This window comes from Acetobacterium carbinolicum, assembly GCF_047456275.1.
In the GTDB taxonomy this organism is placed as follows: Bacteria; Bacillota; Clostridia; order Eubacteriales; family Eubacteriaceae; genus Acetobacterium; species Acetobacterium carbinolicum.
Map to the genome: position 1 here is coordinate 3,624,538 of NZ_CP173357.1, position 22,419 is coordinate 3,646,956.

The 22,419-nt window shown below is 42.8% G+C and carries 17 protein-coding genes and 3 pseudogenes; 4 read left to right on the forward strand and 16 right to left on the reverse strand.

Going from position 1 to position 22,419, the window contains the following annotated elements; genetic code table 11:
• Position 1: 1 nt before the first annotated feature.
• From ACIZ62_RS16775 to ACIZ62_RS16810, 8 genes are all read right to left on the reverse strand, one after another.
• Positions 2-844 carry a CheR family methyltransferase gene (locus tag ACIZ62_RS16775; protein ID WP_414150690.1) on the reverse strand — a complete coding sequence of 281 codons (843 nt, stop codon included), beginning with the start codon at positions 842-844 and terminating at the stop codon, positions 2-4.
• A 50-nt stretch (positions 845-894) separates the two neighbouring features.
• Positions 895-2,826 (reverse strand): HD domain-containing phosphohydrolase, encoded by a 1,932-nt coding sequence (locus tag ACIZ62_RS16780; RefSeq protein ID WP_414150691.1) that lies wholly within the window; start codon positions 2,824-2,826, stop codon positions 895-897.
• Between the two features lie 42 nt (positions 2,827-2,868).
• A complete protein-coding gene (locus tag ACIZ62_RS16785) occupies positions 2,869-3,870 on the reverse strand; it encodes a diguanylate cyclase (protein ID WP_414150692.1) in 1,002 nt (333 codons plus the stop codon).
• 67 nt (positions 3,871-3,937) lie between these two features.
• Positions 3,938-5,197, reverse strand: coding sequence for a UV DNA damage repair endonuclease UvsE (gene uvsE, locus ACIZ62_RS16790; protein ID WP_322519083.1), 1,260 nt, complete (start codon positions 5,195-5,197; stop codon positions 3,938-3,940).
• A gap of 312 nt (positions 5,198-5,509) precedes the next feature.
• Complete coding sequence (locus ACIZ62_RS16795) at positions 5,510-7,915, reverse strand: HD domain-containing phosphohydrolase (RefSeq protein WP_414150693.1); 2,406 nt, start codon at positions 7,913-7,915, stop codon at positions 5,510-5,512.
• Positions 7,916-8,081: 166 nt separating this feature from the next.
• Positions 8,082-8,753 carry a CDGSH iron-sulfur domain-containing protein gene (locus tag ACIZ62_RS16800; RefSeq protein ID WP_414150694.1) on the reverse strand — a complete coding sequence of 224 codons (672 nt, stop codon included), beginning with the start codon at positions 8,751-8,753 and terminating at the stop codon, positions 8,082-8,084.
• Between the two features lie 74 nt (positions 8,754-8,827).
• Entirely contained in the window at positions 8,828-9,127 is a 300-nt protein-coding gene (locus ACIZ62_RS16805; RefSeq protein WP_414150695.1) for a cupin domain-containing protein, read from the reverse strand.
• Between the two features lie 92 nt (positions 9,128-9,219).
• A complete protein-coding gene (locus ACIZ62_RS16810) occupies positions 9,220-10,977 on the reverse strand; it encodes a GGDEF domain-containing protein (RefSeq protein ID WP_414150696.1) in 1,758 nt (585 codons plus the stop codon).
• Positions 10,978-11,204: 227 nt separating this feature from the next.
• Here ACIZ62_RS16810 and ACIZ62_RS16815 point away from each other — a divergent pair, with 227 nt between their 5' ends.
• A complete protein-coding gene (locus ACIZ62_RS16815; protein WP_414150697.1) occupies positions 11,205-12,374 on the forward strand; it encodes an iron-containing alcohol dehydrogenase in 1,170 nt (389 codons plus the stop codon).
• Complete coding sequence (locus tag ACIZ62_RS16820; RefSeq protein ID WP_414150698.1) at positions 12,352-13,848, forward strand: HD domain-containing phosphohydrolase; 1,497 nt, start codon at positions 12,352-12,354, stop codon at positions 13,846-13,848. Before ACIZ62_RS16815 ends, ACIZ62_RS16820 begins: the two co-directional genes overlap by 23 nt.
• 36 nt (positions 13,849-13,884) lie before the next feature.
• Here ACIZ62_RS16820 and ACIZ62_RS16825 read toward each other — a convergent pair whose 3' ends face one another.
• The 8 genes and pseudogenes from ACIZ62_RS16825 to ACIZ62_RS16860 all read right to left on the reverse strand — a co-directional run bounded on the left by ACIZ62_RS16825 (position 13,885) and on the right by ACIZ62_RS16860 (position 20,200).
• Positions 13,885-15,798 carry a diguanylate cyclase gene (locus tag ACIZ62_RS16825; RefSeq protein ID WP_414150699.1) on the reverse strand — a complete coding sequence of 638 codons (1,914 nt, stop codon included), beginning with the start codon at positions 15,796-15,798 and terminating at the stop codon, positions 13,885-13,887.
• A 239-nt stretch (positions 15,799-16,037) separates the two neighbouring features.
• Positions 16,038-16,250: pseudogene (locus tag ACIZ62_RS16830) on the reverse strand (winged helix-turn-helix domain-containing protein); the annotation flags it as partial.
• Positions 16,244-17,050 (reverse strand): sensor histidine kinase, encoded by an 807-nt coding sequence (locus tag ACIZ62_RS16835; RefSeq protein WP_414150700.1) that lies wholly within the window; start codon positions 17,048-17,050, stop codon positions 16,244-16,246. The gene ACIZ62_RS16835 and the pseudogene ACIZ62_RS16830, both read right to left, overlap by 7 nt.
• Positions 17,032-17,520 (reverse strand): DUF4118 domain-containing protein, encoded by a 489-nt coding sequence (locus tag ACIZ62_RS16840; protein ID WP_414150701.1) that lies wholly within the window; start codon positions 17,518-17,520, stop codon positions 17,032-17,034. Before ACIZ62_RS16840 ends, ACIZ62_RS16835 begins: the two co-directional genes overlap by 19 nt.
• Positions 17,444-18,037, reverse strand: a complete 594-nt coding sequence (locus ACIZ62_RS16845) for a hypothetical protein (protein ID WP_414150702.1) — start codon at positions 18,035-18,037, stop codon at positions 17,444-17,446. Before ACIZ62_RS16845 ends, ACIZ62_RS16840 begins: the two co-directional genes overlap by 77 nt.
• 95 nt (positions 18,038-18,132) lie before the next feature.
• Positions 18,133-18,708, reverse strand: a pseudogene (kdpC, locus tag ACIZ62_RS16850) (K(+)-transporting ATPase subunit C).
• A gap of 10 nt (positions 18,709-18,718) precedes the next feature.
• Positions 18,719-19,723 (reverse strand): annotated as a pseudogene (gene kdpB, locus ACIZ62_RS16855) (potassium-transporting ATPase subunit KdpB); the annotation flags it as partial.
• A 78-nt stretch (positions 19,724-19,801) separates the two neighbouring features.
• Entirely contained in the window at positions 19,802-20,200 is a 399-nt protein-coding gene (locus ACIZ62_RS16860) for a hypothetical protein (protein WP_414150703.1), read from the reverse strand.
• Between the two features lie 365 nt (positions 20,201-20,565).
• Between ACIZ62_RS16860 and ACIZ62_RS16865 the strand changes: the two genes are divergently transcribed.
• Both ACIZ62_RS16865 and ACIZ62_RS16870 read left to right on the forward strand, forming a co-directional pair.
• Positions 20,566-21,063, forward strand: coding sequence for a DUF6323 family protein (locus tag ACIZ62_RS16865; RefSeq protein WP_111888836.1), 498 nt, complete (start codon positions 20,566-20,568; stop codon positions 21,061-21,063).
• Complete coding sequence (locus ACIZ62_RS16870; protein WP_414150704.1) at positions 21,056-22,417, forward strand: DUF6179 domain-containing protein; 1,362 nt, start codon at positions 21,056-21,058, stop codon at positions 22,415-22,417. Before ACIZ62_RS16865 ends, ACIZ62_RS16870 begins: the two co-directional genes overlap by 8 nt.
• Positions 22,418-22,419 lie beyond the last annotated feature (2 nt).

Here is a 22,419-nt window from a genome sequence, read left to right on the forward strand (position 1 = left end):
CCTATTTGAAATGCCGTAATTTCCAAAAAACAGGAACACTTGAAGACAACATCTTTAAGTCCTCGTCCTTTCCCATAAAAATCGACTCTGCTTCACCAGTGATGAGAAAGCCTCCTTCGGCTAAAGAACGCTTTAATTTCCCGACAATCGATCGTCTCACCGCCGTTTTATAATAAAAAAGAAGATTACAGCAAAAGATGATATCAAAATCACCAAAAATGCTATCCGGTGGATTACTGGAATGGGAATCCAGCAAATCGTACTCTGAAAAGTCAATCTTATCTTTTAATCCGGGTATAACGCCATAGGCTTCGCCCCTTTTCATAAAATAACTTTTTAAGTGTTTCATCCGAATATTTGACACTTCATCCTCATTATAAATCCCGGCTTTGGCAATGCTTATCGCTTCTCTGGAAAGATCGGTAGCAAAAATTCGGAACCGCATCGGTTTTTTTGCGGTACGGATCAACTCTTCCAGTAGGATTGCGATGGAGTAGGCTTCCTGACCAGTAGAACAACCGGCCGACCACACCCTTAGTTCGCCATTTTCAGGTTTCCGGCTTAGTAGTTGGGGTAAAACCAGCTGCTCCAACACCGCAAAGGTCAAAGAATTTCTGAAAAATTGACTATAGGTGATCTGAAACGATGCTATTAAGCGTTCCGCTTCATCACCGTTTTCCTGTAGGTACAAAGGGTAGTCCAATTGGTTAACATTGATGCCCGCCATTCGCCGCTTTAAGGTTTTTACCAGAAAGGCCTCCTCATAGATGCTCAGATCTTTTTCATACGTTGCTTTCATAATCCGAATCATCTCAAAAACAGAGTCGTCAGTGTGCGTTTCCATTTCCTATCTCCCTTATTCATCCTGATTATTGCCACGATTTGCCGACGACTCTAACGGAACTTCTCTAAACGCACCACTTCAACCAGTATTTTTGCCACCAGCGGATCAAAATGAGTTCCGGCACAGCGTTTGATTTCTGCAATTGCGGCTTCATGAATCAGCCCTTTTCGATAGGTTCGATCACTGGTCATGGCGTCGAAGGAATCTGCTACCGCCACAATTCTTCCCTGTAACGAAATTTCTTCACCCTTTAAACCTTTGGGATAGCCATTTCCATCCCATCGCTCATGATGTTCCAAAATACAATTTGCCATTTCCGAAAATTCATTGACTGAACTGAGAATTCGGTATCCAATTTCCGGATGCCGTTTTATTTCTTTCCATTCTTCAGCGTTAAGGGCTCCCGGCTTATTCAATATCTTTTCGTCAATCCCCATTTTGCCAATATCATGAATCAGTCCCGCTGTTCGGATCTGATTAATTTCATCCTGATCCAGTTTCATCCGCATGCCAATTTTTTCACAAATGAGGCCCACCCGGTTAGAATGCATCATTTCCCGGTTGCTTTTTTCATATAGGGTGTTCATAATCAGTTCAATCGTTTTGCTGCGCATGCTGGCACTTTCGTAAAGTTTATGCCGATACATATCATCCTCGGCATTTTTAAGCACTTGCTGGATATTTTCTTCTTTTCTGGTTTTTGTTTTGCTACCAAAAGCAATCGAAAGTTTCAAGCCACCTATTTTTTCTCTGGACGCCAGTGTTTCCAAACGTTTAATCACCAGAGCCGCTGTTTCAGCGTCAGTTTTAGTCAAAATAATAACAAATTCATCGCCACCCAATCTGGCAATTACGTCCTTGTCACGACAACCACTTTTAATCACATTGGACGCCTTCTGCAGAAGTTCATCGCCTACCGCGTGACCAAAAGAATCATTGATCATTTTCAAGCCATTGACATCGGCCATCACCAGAGTCAATGGATAGTTTTCATCAATATCCAGTTTGACCAGCACCTCTTCATAAAAGCGTCGGTTAAACAGACCGGTCAGATAATCATGATAGCTCAGATAGCGGATCTCCTCCTCGGTTTTTCTGATCCGGGTAATGTCCTGGATGGTTCCAAAAACGCCAACATGATTTTTATTTTCATCAAATTGGGGGATCATCCTTAGGTTTGCAACACTTTCCTCTCCATCTTGCCTGATGATCCGAAAGACAAAATCGGCAGCGGATTTTTCTAACATCACCTTTTTAATACTTTCCAGTACAGAAGGAATATCGTCTGGATGAACCAGCCTGATTAACTGTTCTTTTGTCCTGATTTGCTCCTCTGAGCGGATTCCGAAGATATTTAAAACTTCCTCCGAATAACCGATTTCCCCGCTTTTCAAGTGATACTCATAACTCCCTAAACGCGCCAACTTTTGAGCTTCAACCAGAGCTTTTTCGCTTTTTTTCCTGGCTTCATTTTCCTTTTCCAGCGATTTAAGGAGTTTCAGCGTTCGGGCATGGGCCGCCTTTAATGCCGCATTTTGTTTTCTGACCCGGTTATCAAGCCGCTTTTTTTCGTTACGTTTACGAAGATTGGCCCGTCTGATCTTTTCCATTGCCCTAATTTGAGAAATCAGTTCCTGCTCATCAAAGGGTTTGGATAAAAACCCTTCCCCTCCGCATTCCAGCGCCAGAATTCGATGTTCCTTATCGCCCCGGGAAGCCGTCACAAAAACCACCGGGATATCTGCCAGATCGGGTCTGGCTTTTAATTGTCGACAGACGTCAAAGCCATCCATTTCCGGCATAATAATATCCATAAAAATAATATCCGGATCTTCCGATGCCGCCATATCAAATCCCGCCTTGCCACCAAAAGCCGCTAAAACCCGGACTTCCGGAAACGCATCCTGTATCAGAGCTTTTAAGACAATCACATTATCCCGGTTGTCATCAATCACTAAAATCTTTAATTGCCTCGTATCCACCTGTCACCTCAAGAAATTCAATTTTTAATTTCGACGCTTTAATTATTGCCACTCCACTCGGTTTTTGCCTTTTTCTTTGGCCCGACTCCGGGCCACATGGGCTCTGGAAATCAGGGTTGCCGGCAACAAGTCCTGACGATAGGTTGATACCCCAAAACTCGACGTTAGCTTTAAAACGGTCTCAAAATTGGTGTTTTCAACAATGGTGCGAATCTTTTCCGCCAGGGTTACGGCCCCTTTTTTATCGGTATCGGGTAGAATAATCAGAAATTCTTCACCACTCCATCTGCCAACAACATCCGTCACCCGGATATTTTGTTTCAGGATATCGGCAATTGCCACCAGTACTTTATCTCCGACCGGATTTCCATAGGTATCATTAATCTGTCTGAGCGAATCGACATCCACCAGGACGATTGAAAAAGGGGCCCTGGTCCGTTCAGAACGTTCCAGTTCGCATTGGAGAAACGCATCAAGTTTAGGACGATTAAACACCTGAGTTAATTTATCCTTGATTGATAACTGTTTAATTTCAGCTTCTAAACGTTTAATTTCGGTAATATCCCGAATTACACTGAGAATATGAGGTGTCCCCTCGATGTTAATCGCCTGAGCCGAAACCAGGCCGACAAACATTTCATCATTTACATCCTTAACCATGATCTCCATATTTTCGCTGATACCCGTTCGTTTTAATTCTGCAACTAATTGCTCTCTCTTATCCAATTCGAAATACAAATCAGAAATATTTACCGACTCATCAAAAATTGTCTTTCCCCGGGTCTTGATCAACTTTAAAAAGGCCTGATTATAGGTCAATAGCTTGCCCTCATCCATGGTCGTGATAATGGTCGGGTCAGGAAACAAGTCAAAGATCATTTCAAAGTGTTTTTTGCAGTTGTTTCGAAGCTCCCGCGCTGCGTTATCAAGTTCAATAAAGTCCGGATCATCTCCGTATTTTTCTAAAAAACCATCATCCGGTTTTTCTTCCGATACAATATTCCTTAGATACACAATCAATTCTTTGATTTCGACAGTTAGCATAATCTTTCCTACACCACTTTCTCATTTATTATTTAAGCCTTACTTAAAAACAATTCACTTTATTTTTTCAAATAATTACATAATAGTAGGAGTCCAACAGGTAGGTCTGGTCGTACTTAACGGTCATTTTCCACAAATTTTTCTTTACCTTTTTAATCGAAGCCTCCCCTTTCTCATATTGATCCAACAATTTTAAAAAATACTTCTTTTCACTGGGCAATGCCAGGGTTCTGAAATATCCCCAAATGTGCTGGGCCACGTTAATGGAGTTTCCAATCGTCGTTTCTTTCTGGAAAGAGGTTTCAATAAGATTATAAAACTCGATGCAGGGGTAACGCTCTTTGTTATTAAGCAGTTTTCTAATCTCCAGATAGTCAAGCGGGGACCGTTCCAGCACGGCATATTTATACTTGCTCCACTCATGTTCTAATTGATTTATTTCTTTTTCCCCGATTGTGCAATTGATACATTTTATGGCCGACAGATTTTTATCTTTGACTTCCAGCATGATGTCCAGATCTCTGTCCTTTATCGCTTCATAGAATGCCATAAACGCTGTTATCGCTATTGTTTTAGAGTGGGAACCGGTTTTTTTTTCGGGATTTTGTTGGGAATAATGAATCTTCTGATTGCCATCCTGACTTTTCCAGGTGGTTTTACAAATATCGATCCAATACGTATCCGGCTGATTTGTATCACAGGGATTCACCTTATGATGGAGGTTATCAAAGACAACCGGAATATCCAGTGCTTTCCCAATGATTACAACATCACTGATGGTGTAGGATTTATCATCATTTTCAATGACCAGTCGTTTCTTGACAGTTTCATCCAAGCCATCATAATTTTTTAGAAATCGTTTGATCGCCTGTTTCTTATCATTATAAACCCCACCCACGTGGAGGATAATTTTATTCTCCGGCCCCAGCCCAAGGCTGTCCATAATCCGGGCGTGATAATTAAGGTCGGCAATGGCATTAGACACGATCTTTTCATCGGGTGAATTTAAAACGGTGTATTGTCCCGGATGCATGGAAACCCGCATCCCGCTTTTGGCTATTTTCTTTGCGATCTTTTTTAACTGCTTTTCAAATACTTCCCACCAGATGATCCGGTTAACCGGATTTGATCCAAAGGGGATCAGGGATGAACTGATTCTAAATAATTCAACCCGGTTATTAATATTGTAGTCAATCATATTTTCCAGTGCATTTAAATTATGCTTGATCAACTCCGTCAATTTTTCATCGGTAACATTTTTAAGCAAGCACGTTTTAAGTTCAGTATTGGGTACTCCCACCGTTAAACATGCGTATCCTATCCTCATAACAACCTTCTTTCCTATCGACCATTTATTCACAGATGACCTGATCACCAAAGTTTTTAGCCGCAGCATAAAACTGATCCAACATGCCCTGCTGTTGCACAGGCAAAATCGGTTTGATAATATTATTGTAAATGATTTTTTCATTATATCAGAAATGAATCTTAATATGAAGCGAATTGGGTGTAAAATCAATGATATCGGCGTTAATTTTACACAAAAAAGAGCCTGATTCCAGACTCCTTCAGCTTATCTTACCATTATCGGCGGGATTAATTTAGTTGTCTTAACTCACACTTCTTAAAACCAGTCAATTTAAAAGTTCTCACCCAGAACTTTTTCCACAAAGATGCGTGTCACTGCCGGATCAAACTGCGTGCCGGCATTTCTTTTTAACTCACTGACCGCTTCAGTTGGGGTTAGTCCTTTGCGATACGTTCGATCACCAGTCATTGCATCGTAGGCGTCTGCCACCCCAATAATCCGTGCCTGAATCGATATTTCCTCTTGCTTTAATTTTTTAGGATAACCCTTTCCATCCCAGCGTTCATGATGTTGGTACACATACTTGGACATTTCTGAAAATTCATTGGAAGAACTCAGAATCCGATAGCCAATTTCCGGATGACGTTGCATTTCCTGCCACTCCTCAAAGTCCAGATGACCAAGCTTATTCAATATCCTCTCATCAATTCCCATTTTCCCAATATCATGCATCAAACCAGCTGTGCCAATCTGATTGACTGCATCCTTGCTGAGGTTCATCTCAACAGCAATCGATCTGCAGAGTTCGCTTACTCGCCTCGAATGAAGCATTTCGCGGCTGCTCTTTTCATAGAGGGTATTCATAATCAGCTCAATGGTTTTATTCTTGATGCTGGCACTTTCATAAAGCTTATGCCGATACATATCATCTTCTGCCCGCTTAAAAATATCCTGGATATCCTGGTCTTCCATTTCCTTGATTTCATACCCAAACGAAATGGAAATCTCAAATGCACCGATTTTTTGATTGGCGGTTTTAGCTTTCAGATCATTGATGATATCAACGGCCTGAAAAATATCGGTCCGCGGCAGAATCACGATAAATTCATCTCCTCCTAACCTGGCGACAATATTGTTTTCAGGAATCGCTTCTTTTATCAACCGGGCCGACTTTTTTAAGAGTTCATCTCCCATGACATGGCCAAACGAATCATTAATCAGCTTTAGTCCATTGACATCTGCCATGATCAGGGTAATTGGTAAATTTTCTGGCATGTCCAGCCGTTTTAGTTCTTCTTCATAAAACCGCCGGTTATAGAGGCCGGTCAGATAATCATGATAACTGAGGTAACGAATTTCCTTCTCCGCCTGTATTCGATCGGTAACATCCGAGATAATCACGGCAAACTGTTTAAACCGGGGCGAATAGGCAACCATTTCAAAATATTTATCTACATATTTATCATAATGTTCAAATGTAATTGGTTGGCCGGTCATCGCCACCTGACCGAATTTTTTTATCCATTTTTTATCCATCTCCGGTTTTATCTCCAGCGCTGTTTTTCCGATGATTTCCTGGCGATTTAAGCCTACCAGCTTTTCATAACTATCATTGGCATCAAGGTATAAAAAATCAACCGGACTTCCAGACTTATCAAAGAGCACCTCATGCACTGCCAACCCCTGAGACATTTGGGTAATTAATAAGCGGTGACGTTCTTCACTTTCTTTTAAGGCAAGTTCAGTCTGGTGCCGTTCGGTAAAATCGACCAGCATATAGCTTACCAGCTTTCGCTTGGTATCAAAATTGTTCTTATTGACATAGAGCCATCGGTCATCCTTGCCGATTTTTATTTTTACCGGTTTTCGTTTGTGATCGCCCTGATCAAGAATCGCTAAGATTTCTGCGATGTTTTCCTTTTTTTTCTCATAAAAAAGGCTTGCAACGGGGTTCATACAAATAATCTCACGGTCGGAATTTATCAGAAATGCGACCTCCCCAAGATTCCAAAACGTTTGTTTCCAACGATTTATTTCTAACTCAAACAAATCGTTTTTAACCTCATCCACCCCGATCATGGCTAGAATCACCAGAATCACCACGGGGGTGGGGTCAACGTATTTATCAAGGCCAATCAGAATCACCAGCACTGCAAGCCAGGAGATCTGAGTGGTCAAAAGGACAAAGCGATAGCTTTTTATCAGGTTTCGGGAGGTTGATTTTTTGATTGCCATCATCAATGCCATCATTGTAAAGACGATAAAAATAGTATAATAACCCAAAATCAGATAATAACCGATGTTTTTTGAGGTACTGGCGACCGAAAAACCATTGACCTTTATCAGTTCCACCCAGTTAAAAGCCAACTGATGAAGGGGATTGGTGATATAAATGGTCCACAGAAAGCAAGATACAGCAGCTAATAAAAACTTAATCTTCCCCGGTATTTTCTTTTTCACAAATTGAGCAACAAATAATATCCCAAATGTTGGAATAAAAATCACACCCAGGTTGGCAAAATTTCTGGCAAAAATCATCATTTCGATTGTTTGAGAATTAAGTGAAAGAAAATAGCCCAATGCATAAATTGCTGCAGCAAACATCAGGGCGGAAAAATAATTAAACTGTCCATCCACTTTTTGTTTTAAGAGTTTGATTCCCACAAAAATATAAATGACAGCAATAATTGGCAACGAAAAGACGATGGTATTTAGCAAAACGTTTTGAAGATTCATACACTTCCTCATTCCAGAGCGCAACGGGTCAATTCTTCACACTCACAGATCAACCCATCCCAGGACAAATTAATTATTTTTGGCTGAAGAGATATCATACCAGACAAAGGTTAAAGAAACCTTTGTCTGGTATGATGTCTTATTTAATGTCTCCATCCCGGAATGATTATCCATCCTGATATTTGATGTGTACATGGGTGGCATCACAAAAAGGCTTGTTAACTGATTCGCCGCAGCGACATAAAACAAACCGATTTTGTCTTTCATACGGGTGGCCATCCGCCGATAGAAGAGGAATCCTTCCTTTGACAAAGATACCACAACTCACCCCCCGCTCAGGGTCCTGAAGAATCACAATCTCCGGTTCATATTCGGGTTCGATGGCCGTGCCATTTTTTTCGAATGCAACCAGGCGACCTGCCGGGCATTCACTGGCAGCCTTAATGGCTTCCTCCTTGAGTCTGGGATCATCCGACTGTTTGATCAGTTCCCAGGCCGTTCCATCATTTCGATGACAGAATCTTGCAAAGGCGCAACGGTGGTCATCTCTCATATCAAGATCTGCTCCGATAAGAAACTCGGCCCGATCTAAAAAAGCAGCTTTCGACGCCGTCTCCTCGCCATGAAACGCGCATTTTGAATGTTCACCATCACAAAAAGGCGGATTTTTCGACTTTCCGCACCGACACAGGGTATAGGTTTTGGCCTGGGGAAGATTTCGTCCTGCTGTATAAACATACCCCTTTCCCTGGGAAGTAATTATCTTCTCCGTCAGTTTGATGCTCCCGGTAACTACGTAAGGGCCATTTTTTATAATTTTAATGCTTTTATTTTCCATTATTATTCTCCGTGCTTAACCGATGTTATTAAATTTATTTTAAATGCTGATGGTTTTTGCCATTACTACGAATCTTAATAAAACACACACAGCCAAATACAGGGCGGATCGGTTGAGGTATAGGCGACCCGATGCTTTTGGTGCGGTGGAATTAACAGGGTGTCCCCTTTTTCAAGCGTAATGGTTTGATTTTCTCCAAATGACAGTTGGGCCCTGCCTTCAAGCAGAATCACGTATTCGGTTTCTTCCTGATCGTACCAGTTTGATTGCTGACCAGTACTGATAATCCGTTCAATTCGAACCCGATCATTCTGCACCAGAATGGCGACCTCTTCATCGTCACTGGGTAACCCGGGGAGTTTATAAATATTCATTTTAAACCTCGCTTATAAATCATATCATAAAATTGTCGCGAAAAACAGTTCCATCAAAAAAAAGACGCGCCATGCGCATCCGTTTTTTTTTATTAACTAAGCAGGTAATTGCTGCCCTGTTTTTTCTTGCATTTCTTTTTTATTTTGGCGGCTGTTTCGGCCAGTTCAAAAACCGTTTTACTGTGATCGCAGGCTACCCCCGCAATGGAAACCGAGAGAAAGGGAAAATTTTCCTCGACATCTTTGCGGTCCTTGGAGGTGATATAACCTTTCTCAATATCTTCTTTGTTATAGTATTTTACCACCGCTTCATTAAACGTGTGAATGACACTGATACACAATTGTTCGGTTTTCTTTTTGGGCACAATGGCAATAAAATCATCCCCACCAATGTGACCAATGAAGTGTTCCGGTGGAATCCGGGTTTTTAAGATTTCGGCAAACTCTTTTAATACCCGGTCCCCATTTTCAAACCCATAAAGATCATTATAGGCTTTAAAATTATCCAGATCAAAATAGAGAATGGTTCTTTTATCTTTTTCTTTAAGCGCCTTTTCCAGCTGCTGTTCAATCATCAAATTGCCGGGAAGTTCAGATAGGGGGTTTAGATGCTTGGCATAAACAAACTCGATTTCGATGAGTTTTTCCATCAAATCTTTGACTGTCACCGTTCCCTGAAACTGACCTTTCCGGGTCACCACAATAAAGTCATAGATCTTATTAAAATCCCGCTGCATGGCATTCTTTCCGACAATATCAATGGTCTCCAGACAATCCACATGCATAAAATCCGTATCCATGATCGTGCTAACCGGTTTATTGGCATAAAGAATATACCCGTATTGTCCGCTAATTCGTTTATACAAGGCGTTTCGGGTGATCACCCCAATCGGAAGCTGGTCTTCGACCACGCAAAACCCGGAGAGGGTTTCATTTTCTTTAAACATTTCGTGAACCTGTGAAACGAGAATGTCCGGTGAAATAGTTTGCTCCAGTTTACAGATCGACTCAATGCGGTCATTAAGTACCCGATTGTCCAACAATTTTCTTTTATTGGCATTCTCTTCTCTCACGATTTCAACCACATCCTTAGAGATTGAATTTAGAATTCCATTTGGTCTTTGAATAAAGTACCCCTGGCCATACTGCACCCCAATTTCGATCAGTGTCAGCAATTCTTCCTTTGTCTCAATCCCCTCGGCAATCAGTGCCGTTTCTGTATATTCTGAAAACTCATTCAGGCACCTTACCAGAGATTGCTTGGTTGTGTCTTTGTCGATATCCCGGATCAATTTCATATCCAGCTTAATATAATTAGGATGAATATCCGAGATCAGGTTAAGGCCCGAATAACCAGCACCGGCATCATCAATCGCAATCCGGTAGTCCTGTTCCTTATAGTTGTCAATCGTTTTAATAAAGTCAGCAAGATGATTAATGGCTTCGCTCTCGGTAATTTCAAAGATAATCCGTTTGGGGTCAATGGCAAATTTCTCCAGATATTCCTTGGTGAATCCTTTTCTGAATTGGACGTCCTGCATAATATTGGGGTTGACATTTAAAAAAAGTTTGAATTCACTTTCTATTTTAAAGGCCGCCTCAAAGGCTTTTGAACGACAGAGAAATTCCAGTTCCCAAAGTTTATTAAACTTCTGGGCGCATTTAAACAGTACGTCCGGGGTGTGAAGCAGCGAATCGGTTGGTCCCCGGCTAAGGGCTTCATAGCCATGGACGGTTCCGTCAAGCAACGATACGATGGGTTGAAAAACGGTTGTGATTTTTTTCTGGTAGAGTATTTCTAAGAGCTCCCCTCTCAACCGCTCTTCTTCTTTATTCTGATTGATATCCAAACACATTCCTCCCCATAGTTGATGTCACAAATTATAACCATGGGAGGCGGCTATTAATATTAGCAACGTGTTAATTTTTCGTTAATTTTTACCGGACTCGGGTATTTAAGTATAGATACCCCCACCTTTGGCTGCTCGTGTTAACACCACTAAGAAATGTTTACAGATAGAACCTCAGCTGTTATACTAAAGTAACTGCAACTCCATCAGAATGAGAGGTTATTATTATGCCTAAAACCCTATTGGAACTAAGGAAATTTGTAATCCCGGAAATAATCATCGGTGTCGATGCCCGATTGTTGATTGGGCGTTATATCTCTCATTTTAATGCTAAAAAACCGATGATTGTCACCGATAAAGCGCTTCAGAACTTTGAATGGTTCCGTGACACCATTGATCTGATCCGTCCTCATGTAAAAAAACTCTTCTTTTTTGATGACATAACCCCCAATCCTAAAGATCATGAAGCGATGCGCGGCGCTGATCTTTTTTTATCACTGAGCTGTGACTTGATTATCGCCATCGGCGGCGGCAGCGCGATCGACTGTGCTAAATGCATCAGCATTGTAGCCTCAAATGGTGGCAATATTCTGGACTACGAAGGGGTTGATGAAGTGAGGATGCCGGGGCCACCGCTGATCGGTATTCCCACCACTGCCGGTTCTTCCGCGGATGTTTCCCAGTTTGCCATTATCAAGGATAGCGCCGCCCATATTAAACGGGCCATTATCAGCAAAAAAGTGGTGCCCGATCTGGCCCTGATTGACCCCATTCCGCTGATGTCGATGGACCGCTATTTAACCGCCTGCACTGCCATGGACGCTCTGACACACGCCATTGAAGCCTATGTATCGAGTACCCATTCGGCCCTTACCGACGTTCATGCGCTGGAATCCATCCGTCTGATTAATCAGGTCATTGAAAAATCAGTAATGCCGCAGCGAAGCATCGAGACCATGTATGAGCTAATGCTTGGTTCCCTCCAGGCTGGTTTGGCTTTTTCCAACGCCAGCCTCGGCGCCGTCCACGCGATGTCCCACTCGATGGGCGGTCTTCTGGATTTACCTCATGGTGAGTGTAACAGCATTTTGCTTGAGCACATCATCCGCATTAATTTTGAAACGGTTCCCGACCGCTATCGGGACATTGCCAGACAATTAGGCTTGTCCGTGGATAACGTCAGTGATACGCTACTGCTTGAGATGATTATTAACCGGATCGTTTCAATGCGGAAAAACTTAACTATTCCAGCCCATATTAAGGTGGAAAATTTAAAAGAAAGCACCGTGGCCTATTTAGTGGAAAATGCCTTAAATGATCCCTGTATGGTAACCAATCCCAGGATTTTGACAAAAGAAGAGGTGAGAATTATTTATGGACGAGTCTTACAAACCTAAGAATAAAAAAGAGCTTACCCGGGAATCAATTATCGGTCTGGGCGAGAACTCCTTTAAGAAAAACTACTACGCCCAGCTGCAAACAAAACTGGTCGATCTGGAGCGGATCCACAGCCGAACACAGGCATTAATTGCCACAATTCCTGATATTTTACTCATTAGCAATGACCAGGGGCAGATTACGCCGCTGAATCCTTCTTCGCACACTGGCTCCTACGCGCTAGTGGAGATCATGAGAAACCAGATTCTGATGACTGATCTCAAACAAGTTATCGAAGTCGTTTCGTGTACCCGGGTTTTGTCTGATTATTATTTTTCCATGCCCTTTCAAAACGCTCTTCACTATTTTGAAGTTCGGGTTCAAATCTCAACCTTTGATGAGGTCCTGATCATGATTCGGGATATGACCGAACGGGTGAATATGGAAAAAAAGCTCCGGGATCTGGCGGAGAAAGATACCCTGACCCACATTACCAACCGCCGCTTTTTCGAAACCGAGTTGGCCCAGATTAACAACCGTAACATCGAAAAATTAACCATCTTACTATTGGATATTGATGGGCTTAAATTTGTCAATGATACCCTCGGGCATTTAATGGGGGATCAGGTCATTGTCTCGGCCAGCCAGGTCATCAGCCGATGTTTTCAATCGATGGGAATTGTTTCCCGGGTGGGCGGCGACGAATTTGCCGTGATTGTCAAAAATCAACTACCAGAGACCCTCGAAGCGGCACTTGAAAAGATGAATGGCCATTTAAAATGTTTAAATGAGTTGCCGGATGCAACCTTTAAAATCTCCCTTTCCTACGGCTATTCCCATCACGCTTCCGGCCTGGTCAATACTAATTTTCTCTTTCAGGAAGCCGACAATAATATGTATCAAAACAAACTGCTAAAAGAATCCAGCACCCGGAACAATCTGGTAAAAACCCTGATGAAAGCCCTGGAAGCCAAAGATTATATCACCGAAGGTCATACCAGTCGAATGGACACCCTGGCCACCCTGATCGGTCAGGCCCTGCGATTACCCCAGAATGTGATGGACCGAATTCAGTTACTGACTAAATTTCATGACATCGGCAAGGTCGGAATTCCCGATAGTATTCTAAAAAAGCCCGGTGCTTTAACCCCGGATGAATGGAAGGTGATGAAAACCCATTGTGCCATCGGTGAACGGATTGCCAACGAATCATCCGAATTGAAGGAAATTTCCCACCTGATTTTAAAACATCAGGAAAAATGGGATGGTAGCGGCTATCCCTTAGGTCTCGTCGGTGAGGATATCCCCATTGAGTGCCGGGTATTAGCGATTGTGGATTCTTATGACGCCATGACCAATGACCGTCCCTACCGGGCAGCACTCTCCCCCGAAACAGCCATCAATGAAATCATTTCCTGCGCTGGCTCTCAGTTTGATCCCGGTATGGTTAAAATTTTCTGCAAAGTCATCGAACAACATTTAAGGCCGCAGTAACAAATAATTACTGCGGCCTTTATTTTTTTATCCTTATTATCGGCTTAGTCTGACGGTAGCAACCGCTTCTTCAATTATCACTTTTTCCAGGGCTTCGACCACTTCAGGATCGTAATGGGTGCCGACATTGCGTTTCATTTCTTCTAAGGCTTCATTGCTCCCTATCGCACTCCGATAGTCAGTATCTGTTGTCATATCATCAAAACGTTCGCCGACGGCAATAATCCGGGAGAGTTTGGGTATCTCTTTGCCCTTGAGTCCCTGAGGATACCCGGTTCCATCCCAACGCTCATGATGTCCCAACACAACATTAGCCAGATCCATCGTATGATCAAAGGCGTTCAAAATCCGATAACCTACCACCGGGTGCATTTTCATTTCTTTAAAGGTTTCGTCAATCACATATTCATTTTTGCTGGCCACTTCTTTATCGAGTGCCACTTTACCAATATCATGGAGGTAGGCGGCCTTGGACACCTTATTGATTTCAGCTTCAGGCAGCTTCATTTTGCGGGCAATTTTTTTACACACTTCGCTGGTCTTTCTGGCATGCTCAGCTTCAACCGGCAATTCACCATATAACTTATCCAGAATAATATTAAAGGCATCTTCCTTCTTTTTCCCCCGATTCAGGGTTTTTTTCATATACATATTGTCTTCCGCACTGGCAATAATGACTTCAATATTCTCTTCCGGTTGATACTTGGTTGCCACGCCCAGGGATACATTTCCCTGAATCGATTTAATTTTTTCCTTGCTGAAATTATCTCTAATCCGATCCGAGAGTTTTTGAGCGTCTTTCTTTTCGGTTTGTGGCAGTAAGATGGCAAATTCATCTCCTCCCCAGCGGGCAATAATATCATCCGCCCGACAAACCTTTTTAAATATTTCAGAAACCCTTTTAATCAGTTCATCGCCGGCTTCATGACCAAAAATATCGTTTGTCAGTTTTAAACTGTCGACATCACCAATAATCACGGATAACGGTAGATTTCTTTCGGTATCCAGACGGATCAGTTCTTCTTCAAAAAACCGCCGGTTATACAAACCGGTTAGGGCATCATGGAAACTGTTATACTCCATGGCGTCCCTTTTTCCTTTTATTTCGGTGACGTCTCTGAAAATAACAATTGCCCCATCAATCTGCCCCTCGTCATCACTGATCGGGGCAATACTATCTTCCAGGTGATATTTCTTTCCATCTCTGGAAACAAGTACCACCTTACTGTCAAATTCTTTCATGGTATTGTCTCTAAAAGCTTCTGCAATCGGATCCGGAACGACACCGCTCTTCTTTTCATCCTCCAGAACAAAAACCTGGGAATAGTGTTTTCCCATCGCTTCTCTGGCCGTCCAGCCAGTCATTTCTGCGGCGGTGCTGTTGAGCATCTCAATCTTACCCATGGGATCCACAATCATGACCCCATCACTGATTGACATCAGGGTTTTTAAATATTTCTCGCGGTTCTTTTCTGATGCGCTGCGGATATAGGCTCCGACACCAAACTTTCCATTAAGCAGATCAACCGGAAATTTAGTGGTTTTAAAAATCTTACCACGCCACAGCATTTCATCGGTTACAAAGGTTTTTGTCGCCAATACTTTTTTATCGGTTTTTCTTTCTTTCATGGCCATCTTATCGTCCAGAATTTCAAAATCATCTAATCCGATGATTGCTTCTGAACTGATCCCATAAAAGTCTTCCATCGCCAAATTGACAAAGATATAATTAAGCGCATCATCTTTCAGGGATACCGGTATCTCTTCAGACTCGATAAAAGTTTGAACCAACTCATTAAACCGACGAATTTCCCGTTCTTTTTTTCTTTTTCGGCCTTTTTTGAGAATCAAGTACAGCCCCAAACCAAACAAAAAAAGAATAAGTAGGGCCATTGCAATATTGAGTGCTGTTATTTTCGTAATTGCAATATCTAGAGCTGTTATTTCCATATTTTTCCCTCTTCAATCATCTTAATGAAATTCCATTTCAAATGATTCTTCGCTTCTTCTTTTCTTATTTATATTTTTTAATTAGTTCTAGTATGCCATTTTTAAGCCTTGATCGTCAATCTATTTAATAAAAATCAAGAAATGCGAATGCTGATCTGTTCATTTATTTCTGGAAAATAAAAAACCAATTGAAAACTTTTTAAGCAATTCAATTGGCAGATTTTATTTATCAATTTTTCTTAGCCTTCCAGCTCTTCTACCATCCGATAGCCGACGCCAACCTGGGTGACAATATATTGAGGTTCGGCCGGGTTTTCTTCAATTTTTCTGCGAATGTTGGCCATATTCACCCGCAGAGCCTGAATCTCGTTGGTATAGGGTCCCCAAACCTCCTGGATAATATAATCATGGGTCAGAACTTTCCCGACATTTTTTGATAGCAGCATCATAATATGGACAGCCCAATCCCCATGCCGCGGGACGAATCCGCACTCCGCTTACCATCGGGTACAGCGGTCTCAAAAAGATAGAGCAATTCCTGGTTACTAATGCCTTTACCCTGGTCTCTTACTTCAAACACCGCTTCGTTCGCGACTTTTTTCACCTCAACCGCAATGACCGAGTCCTCCGGTGAAAACTTTATCGCATTTTCAAGCAGGTTGATCATTACCTGCTCAATCAAAGTGCCATCCATGGGGACAATCAACAACTGTTCCGACACTCTCACAATAATTTTTCGATTGATAAAGCATTTGCGAATCCGACTGATCGCCTCGGCTACAATTTCTTCGACCGCCTCTGGGGTTTTGGTCACATTCATTGGTCCCGCGTTAATTCTTGTAACCGATAGCAGATTTTCTACCATCCGAATCAGCCACTGGGAATCCTCCCGGATGTTGGCGATTAGTGTATCATGGGTTTCCTGATCCATGGTACTGCTGTTTTCCAGAATCGCCGAATTCGCCCCTAATATTCCGGTGAGTGGTGTTCGCAGATCATGAGAGATCCCCCTGAGCAGATTGCTTCGCATTTTTTCCTTTTCAGATTCAATCAGCATCCGTCGCTGTTCACCAGAAAGGTAATGCCGTTCCAGAGCCATCTCAACTCGTGAAGCAATCATTCTTAAAAACAACCGATTGTTTTGGTTAAGAATGCCATTAACACAAGACAAACCGATAACCCCCAATACCTTTGTTTGAGCGACAATGGGCATATAGAAGGCCCTTGCCCCCATCAGGGTATCCGTGCACATTTTTTATTCATAAAGACCCAATGTGCTACCGCCCGTTCACTTTCTGACATCAGAAAGGAAGCATCGCCATCCAATGGTGACTGGAGAAAGTTCTCAGAGTGATGATCTCCCGGGTCCTGACGGTAAACGATCGCTGACCGACCAAATATCTTAACCATGTAAGTATTGATCAGCTCGATGGTTTCTTCTAAATCTCGCGATGCTAGTAACTTTTTATTGATCTCATAGAGTACCTCCGTGCGGTGTTCCCGTTCTACCGCCAGGCGGACCTGGGTTTTTATCCCGACCGTCAGGGCACTGGTAATCAGTGCGACCAACAGCATAATCACAAAGGTAATGGGATACCCCGCCTGGATGGCATGCAAAGTATAATAAGGAATGGTAAAAAAGAAATTAAAAACCAGCACCGTCAGGCAGGAGCCCAGAATCCCGTAAAGATAGCCGACGGTTACTCTGGAAATAATCAGCACTGATCCGATTGGCAGCTTGCCGCATCGCGATTTCCCGCAGCAAGCGGAGATTTTCCCGGATAAAAAAGTTTTCCAGGGCTTTTTGGGTGCGTTCCGGCCGGTAAACTTTGCCGCTTTCAAAACGCCTTAGTAATTCATCGGGTTCAATATCAATCAGGCGAATCTTATCAGCCTGATTAAAGATATCATCCGGGATGGTTTCTTTCACATCAATCTGGGTGATCTTCTGGACCACATCGTTCAGTCTCTCCAAATGCTGTACATTGACCGTGGTAAAAACATCGATCCCCGCATTGAGAAGTTCTTCAGCATCCTGATATCTTTTTTTGTTGCGCATTCCCGGAGCATTAGTATGCGCCAACTCATCCACCAGAATTAATTCTGGCCTGCGCTTGAGGGCAGCATCCAAATCAAATTCCTTCAGCTTAATCTTTCGGTATTCGACTATTTTAGGTGCCAGGGTCGGCAATCCACTCATAATCCGGATGGTTTCCGGTCGGGTATCACTAAAATCCACCGCTTAATCCCCCACCTTCATCTCGTTATTTTATTTAGACAATTGCGAAACTGATCACAAAGCTCACGGCACGTTCTCAATTATCTATATCATTACTAAATGCGTCCATCCAGGGCCAGATTCACCTTTAATACGTTGACGCCTGGCTCTCCCCAGAGGCCCAGCAGTTTTCCCGTTGTATAGCGGGTGATTACTTCCCGGACCGCTTTTTCTGACATATTCCGTGCCTAGGCAATTCGTTTTACCTGATATTCTGCCGCTTTCGGGGAGATATTGGGATCGACCCGGCTTCCCGATGCGGTCACCAGATCACTGGGAATCGCTCCGGTATTTTGGGGATCGAGGGCCTGCCACCAGACCACCCGCTCCTCGATCAGCGCCCTTTGCTCTTCACTAACTGGCGATAACTGAGATGTTCCCTGGGGCCTGCCAATCAGATATTGGGGTTCTGTAAAAACCTGATCGATCAGGGCTGAACCCACATCGATTGATGTTTTGTTTTCTTGTGTTACTGTAATGATACTACCATTTGCCTGATTTGGAAATGCAATTTGTGCAATACTTGTTACAATAACCGGATAAATCACCCCACAAATCAGAGTCAGCACCAAAAAGCTGACCAATACTGGCCGTAATTTTGACACTATGGATTCTTTGCTGCTTTTTTCCATCGTCTTCACCTCACACCAAGCCCAGGACAGTTAACAGCATGTCCAGTAATTTTATGGCCACAAACGGAGCCAGTAAACCGCCTAAACCATAAATCAGCAGATTTCTTTGCAACAGTTTTCCCGCCGACACTTCCCGATACTTGACCCCCTTTAAAGCCAGCGGAATCAAAGCAATAATAATCAGGGCATTATAGATTATCGCCGACAGGATGGCACTTTTGGCACTGGTCAGTCCCATTATATTGAGTCCCACCAATTGCGGATAGATGCTGAAAAACAAAACCGGAATGATGGCAAAATATTTGGCCACGTCATTGGCGACACTGAAGGTTGTCAGTGCGCCTCTGGTCATCAAAAGCTGTTTTCCGATTCGTACTATATCGATCAGTTTGGTGGGGCTGGAATCCAGGTCCACCATATTTCCGGCTTCTTTAGCGGCCTGAGTTCCGGTATTCATGGCCACCGCAACATCGGCCTGAGCCAGTGCCGGGGCATCATTGGTTCCGTCCCCGGTCATCGCGACCAGATGGCCTTTCGCCTGATAATCCCGGATCAGTGTCAACTTAGCTTCCGGAGTTGCTTCGACCAGAAAATCGTCCACCCCCGCCTCGGCCGCAATCGCCGCCGCCGTCATGGGATTGTCACCGGTAATCATGATGGTTTTGATCCCCATTTTACGCAAATCTTCAAAGCGTTCTTTAACCCCATTCTTGATAACATCCTTAAGGTATATCACACCCAATACCTGATTTTTTTGGGCCACCACCTGCGGGGTTCCCCCATCGTTTGCCACTTTGTTGACAACCAACCTGCATTCCTCCGGATAACTACCGCCGTTAGCCAAAACATAGGCTTTTACGGCTTCAGCCGCCCCTTTGCGAATCTCATATCCCTGAAAATCGATGCCACTCATTCTGGTTTTGGCCGTAAATGCCACAAAGCTAGCGCCCAGGGCGTTGATGTCCCGCCCCCGCAGATCAAACCGCTTCTTGGCCAAAACCACAATGCTTCGCCCTTAAATAAAACAAAAACCCAAAAAAAAGTAGTAGCAGTGCAATGAGCCCTGAAAGGACTAAAACGACGTTCATCTCTTTCACTTCCTATTTTTTTTATGCAAATGACCCACATGGTTTCGGTCGTATTCGATGATATACAGGTCTTCCTCGGGCTGTTCTGGCTCATCTTCAAAATCAATATGACCTTTTCTGGTCCGCTCTTCAAAGGTAGAAATTCTTCCTAAATTCCGCATCGCCGGTTTATAGGCGGGGTCCAGAGCAATGGCGGCCCGATAATGCTTATGCGCTAAATTTTCTTCCTTCAACAATTCTTCCAGAATTCCGTATAGGTTATGTACCGCTGGGGAGTGGGGATTTTCATTCATCGCTTTTTTTATTTTTTCTTCGGCCAAAAAATAATCACCCGTTTTTAAATCCCTTTTTGCAGAAGCCATATATTCTTCAAAGGCTTTTTTTCGATCCATCTTTTTATCCATTTTCTTTTCCTCCTGAGTTTTTACATTCTTTGTGATTTAATTATATTTATTTTGCAATTAATTTGGCATATCGAATTACTATCAGAAGATAAAGATTACATTAAGAACATTGGCGCCGTTCCATCAGGGCAGCAAGAAACAGCCATCTGAGATTATTTTTAGACGATGAACGACAAAAAAACAGGTGCTGTTTCTTAAACAACACCTGTTTTGTATTAAAGATCATTGATTTATTCAGTTTTTCGTGATATTATTAGTAACATACACGCAAATAATCCATTTTATCATTTTACAAATAAATGATACCATATCTTGGCAGTTTTGTCAATAGGTAATCTTTTGTTTTATGCCCGGGAGGTAACCATATGTCGTTTGAGCTGATGCTGTTTGATAATTTTCTGATCGAAAAACAGGCTGTTTCGGAAATACTGTTATGCAATAAGATTACTGCCGACTATGCGCTGGTGTTATCCGAAGAACAGGCGCTGGAACTGGTCGAAACCCGATCCGATTCACTTAAAAATTTTGGCCGGGTTGAATTTGGCGGCGGAATCATCGAAAAAGTTATTCTGACCTTTGCCGATTCCCCCTATCTCTCCCAGTACCGCTATGCCGAGTTTTTAAATGACCTCGTTGAGATATTTTATTATTTTAAGAATGAAACCCTGGATTTAATGAACGATGATGATCTTATCGGTTATATGAAAAAGTATTTTAACGGGGTTTGTCAGGGATCACTGGATCAGCTTAAATTTCGGGAACTGGAGCGAATGGCTAAAAATATCCGCCTGGGACTCGACCCCGATTACAACGATCTTTATGAAACTGAAAAAATATTGGAAAGCGAGGATGATGATGAATAATCTAAAAAAACAGACCAAAGTTAATGCCAATAAGCTGAGTGGCGAATTTTATTTTCAGTCGCTGCTTCAGGAGGCCTATTTAAAGGGTATCCTCAGCCCCAAAGAATCTGAGCGCGTTCAAATGGAATGTCTTAAACTTCTGGCCGACTGTACCGAGCGCTTCACCAAGGGAGAAAGCAGCTCGGTCCGGGTTGAAATCGCCCAGGGAATCATGGCTTCTAGTCTGTTTACCATCGGCATCTACCTTAAATCATTACCCGATGTGGACGCCGCTCTCTTCGATATTGAAAATGAACCCATTGAAAAGCTCTACGAATATGGCTTACTGGTACTAAAACGAAAAGTAAACGTGGCCCGTTATTTTTATAATCGGGTTTGCAAATCCAAGTTTAAAACCCCGAACCATGCCTACACGATCACCATCGACCAGGGTTTTTCGCCCTTTTTCGAAACCTATGAAATTAATTTTCATGCCCATGAAATCCCCAGCAACATCGACTATCAACTGATCCATCCGGTTACGGATCTGGCCGGGGTTGAGTTTGTCATCAAGTATTTAGAGAGCCTGTATTATGAAAACTTGTTTTGTTCGTACTTTGATGCCAATATCATCCACGAAGTCATGAGTGGTTATGATATTGGCTACCAAAATCTCCTTGATAATATCTGTGAACAGGTTTTTTTAAATGCTTTAGGTCGTCAATTACTAAACGCTCCCCTACTGCCATTGGATTTTAGCCCAACTGATCTTAACATTCTGGAGAATAAACTAAAAAATCTGAGCCTGACACAAATACAAGCGCAATTAAAAGCCGCTGCCCAGGAAGTGATGACGGCTCTTTTTATCACCAATCCATCGCTTAAAAAATACCTGAGCGCCAGTATTCCCAAAATCACCACCTCTGTTTACAAGGGACTCGCCACTCACTCGCTTAACAAGACCTTTGTGCCCCGCTATAATCCCACCATTAAACCCCTTGTTCACTACAATATGGGCATTAAAATGGATGATGCGACCTATCGGGAACTGGTTACGGAGTTTTTATCCTGCCGCTTCTTTGACGACAAGCTGGCTATTATTAAAGAGCATATTAAAACCCTGGCTGATATGGAAGATCTGCTTATCGCCGGGGAACTTGATCCCATTGAAGCGGCTATGGTCTTTGATCTACTGGAGGACATTGAACTGGCGGCACTAACCAAACGTCATCCCCTCCACCCAGCCATTGACGCCATTGATTATTCGCCTTCTGAAATCCGGCTGCAAAAAAATCTGGATGCTTATCTGCGCACGCTGCCCCAGGACCGGCTGGCCAAGATTCTTGGCATGACAACAACCATCGAGGTCGTCTGATT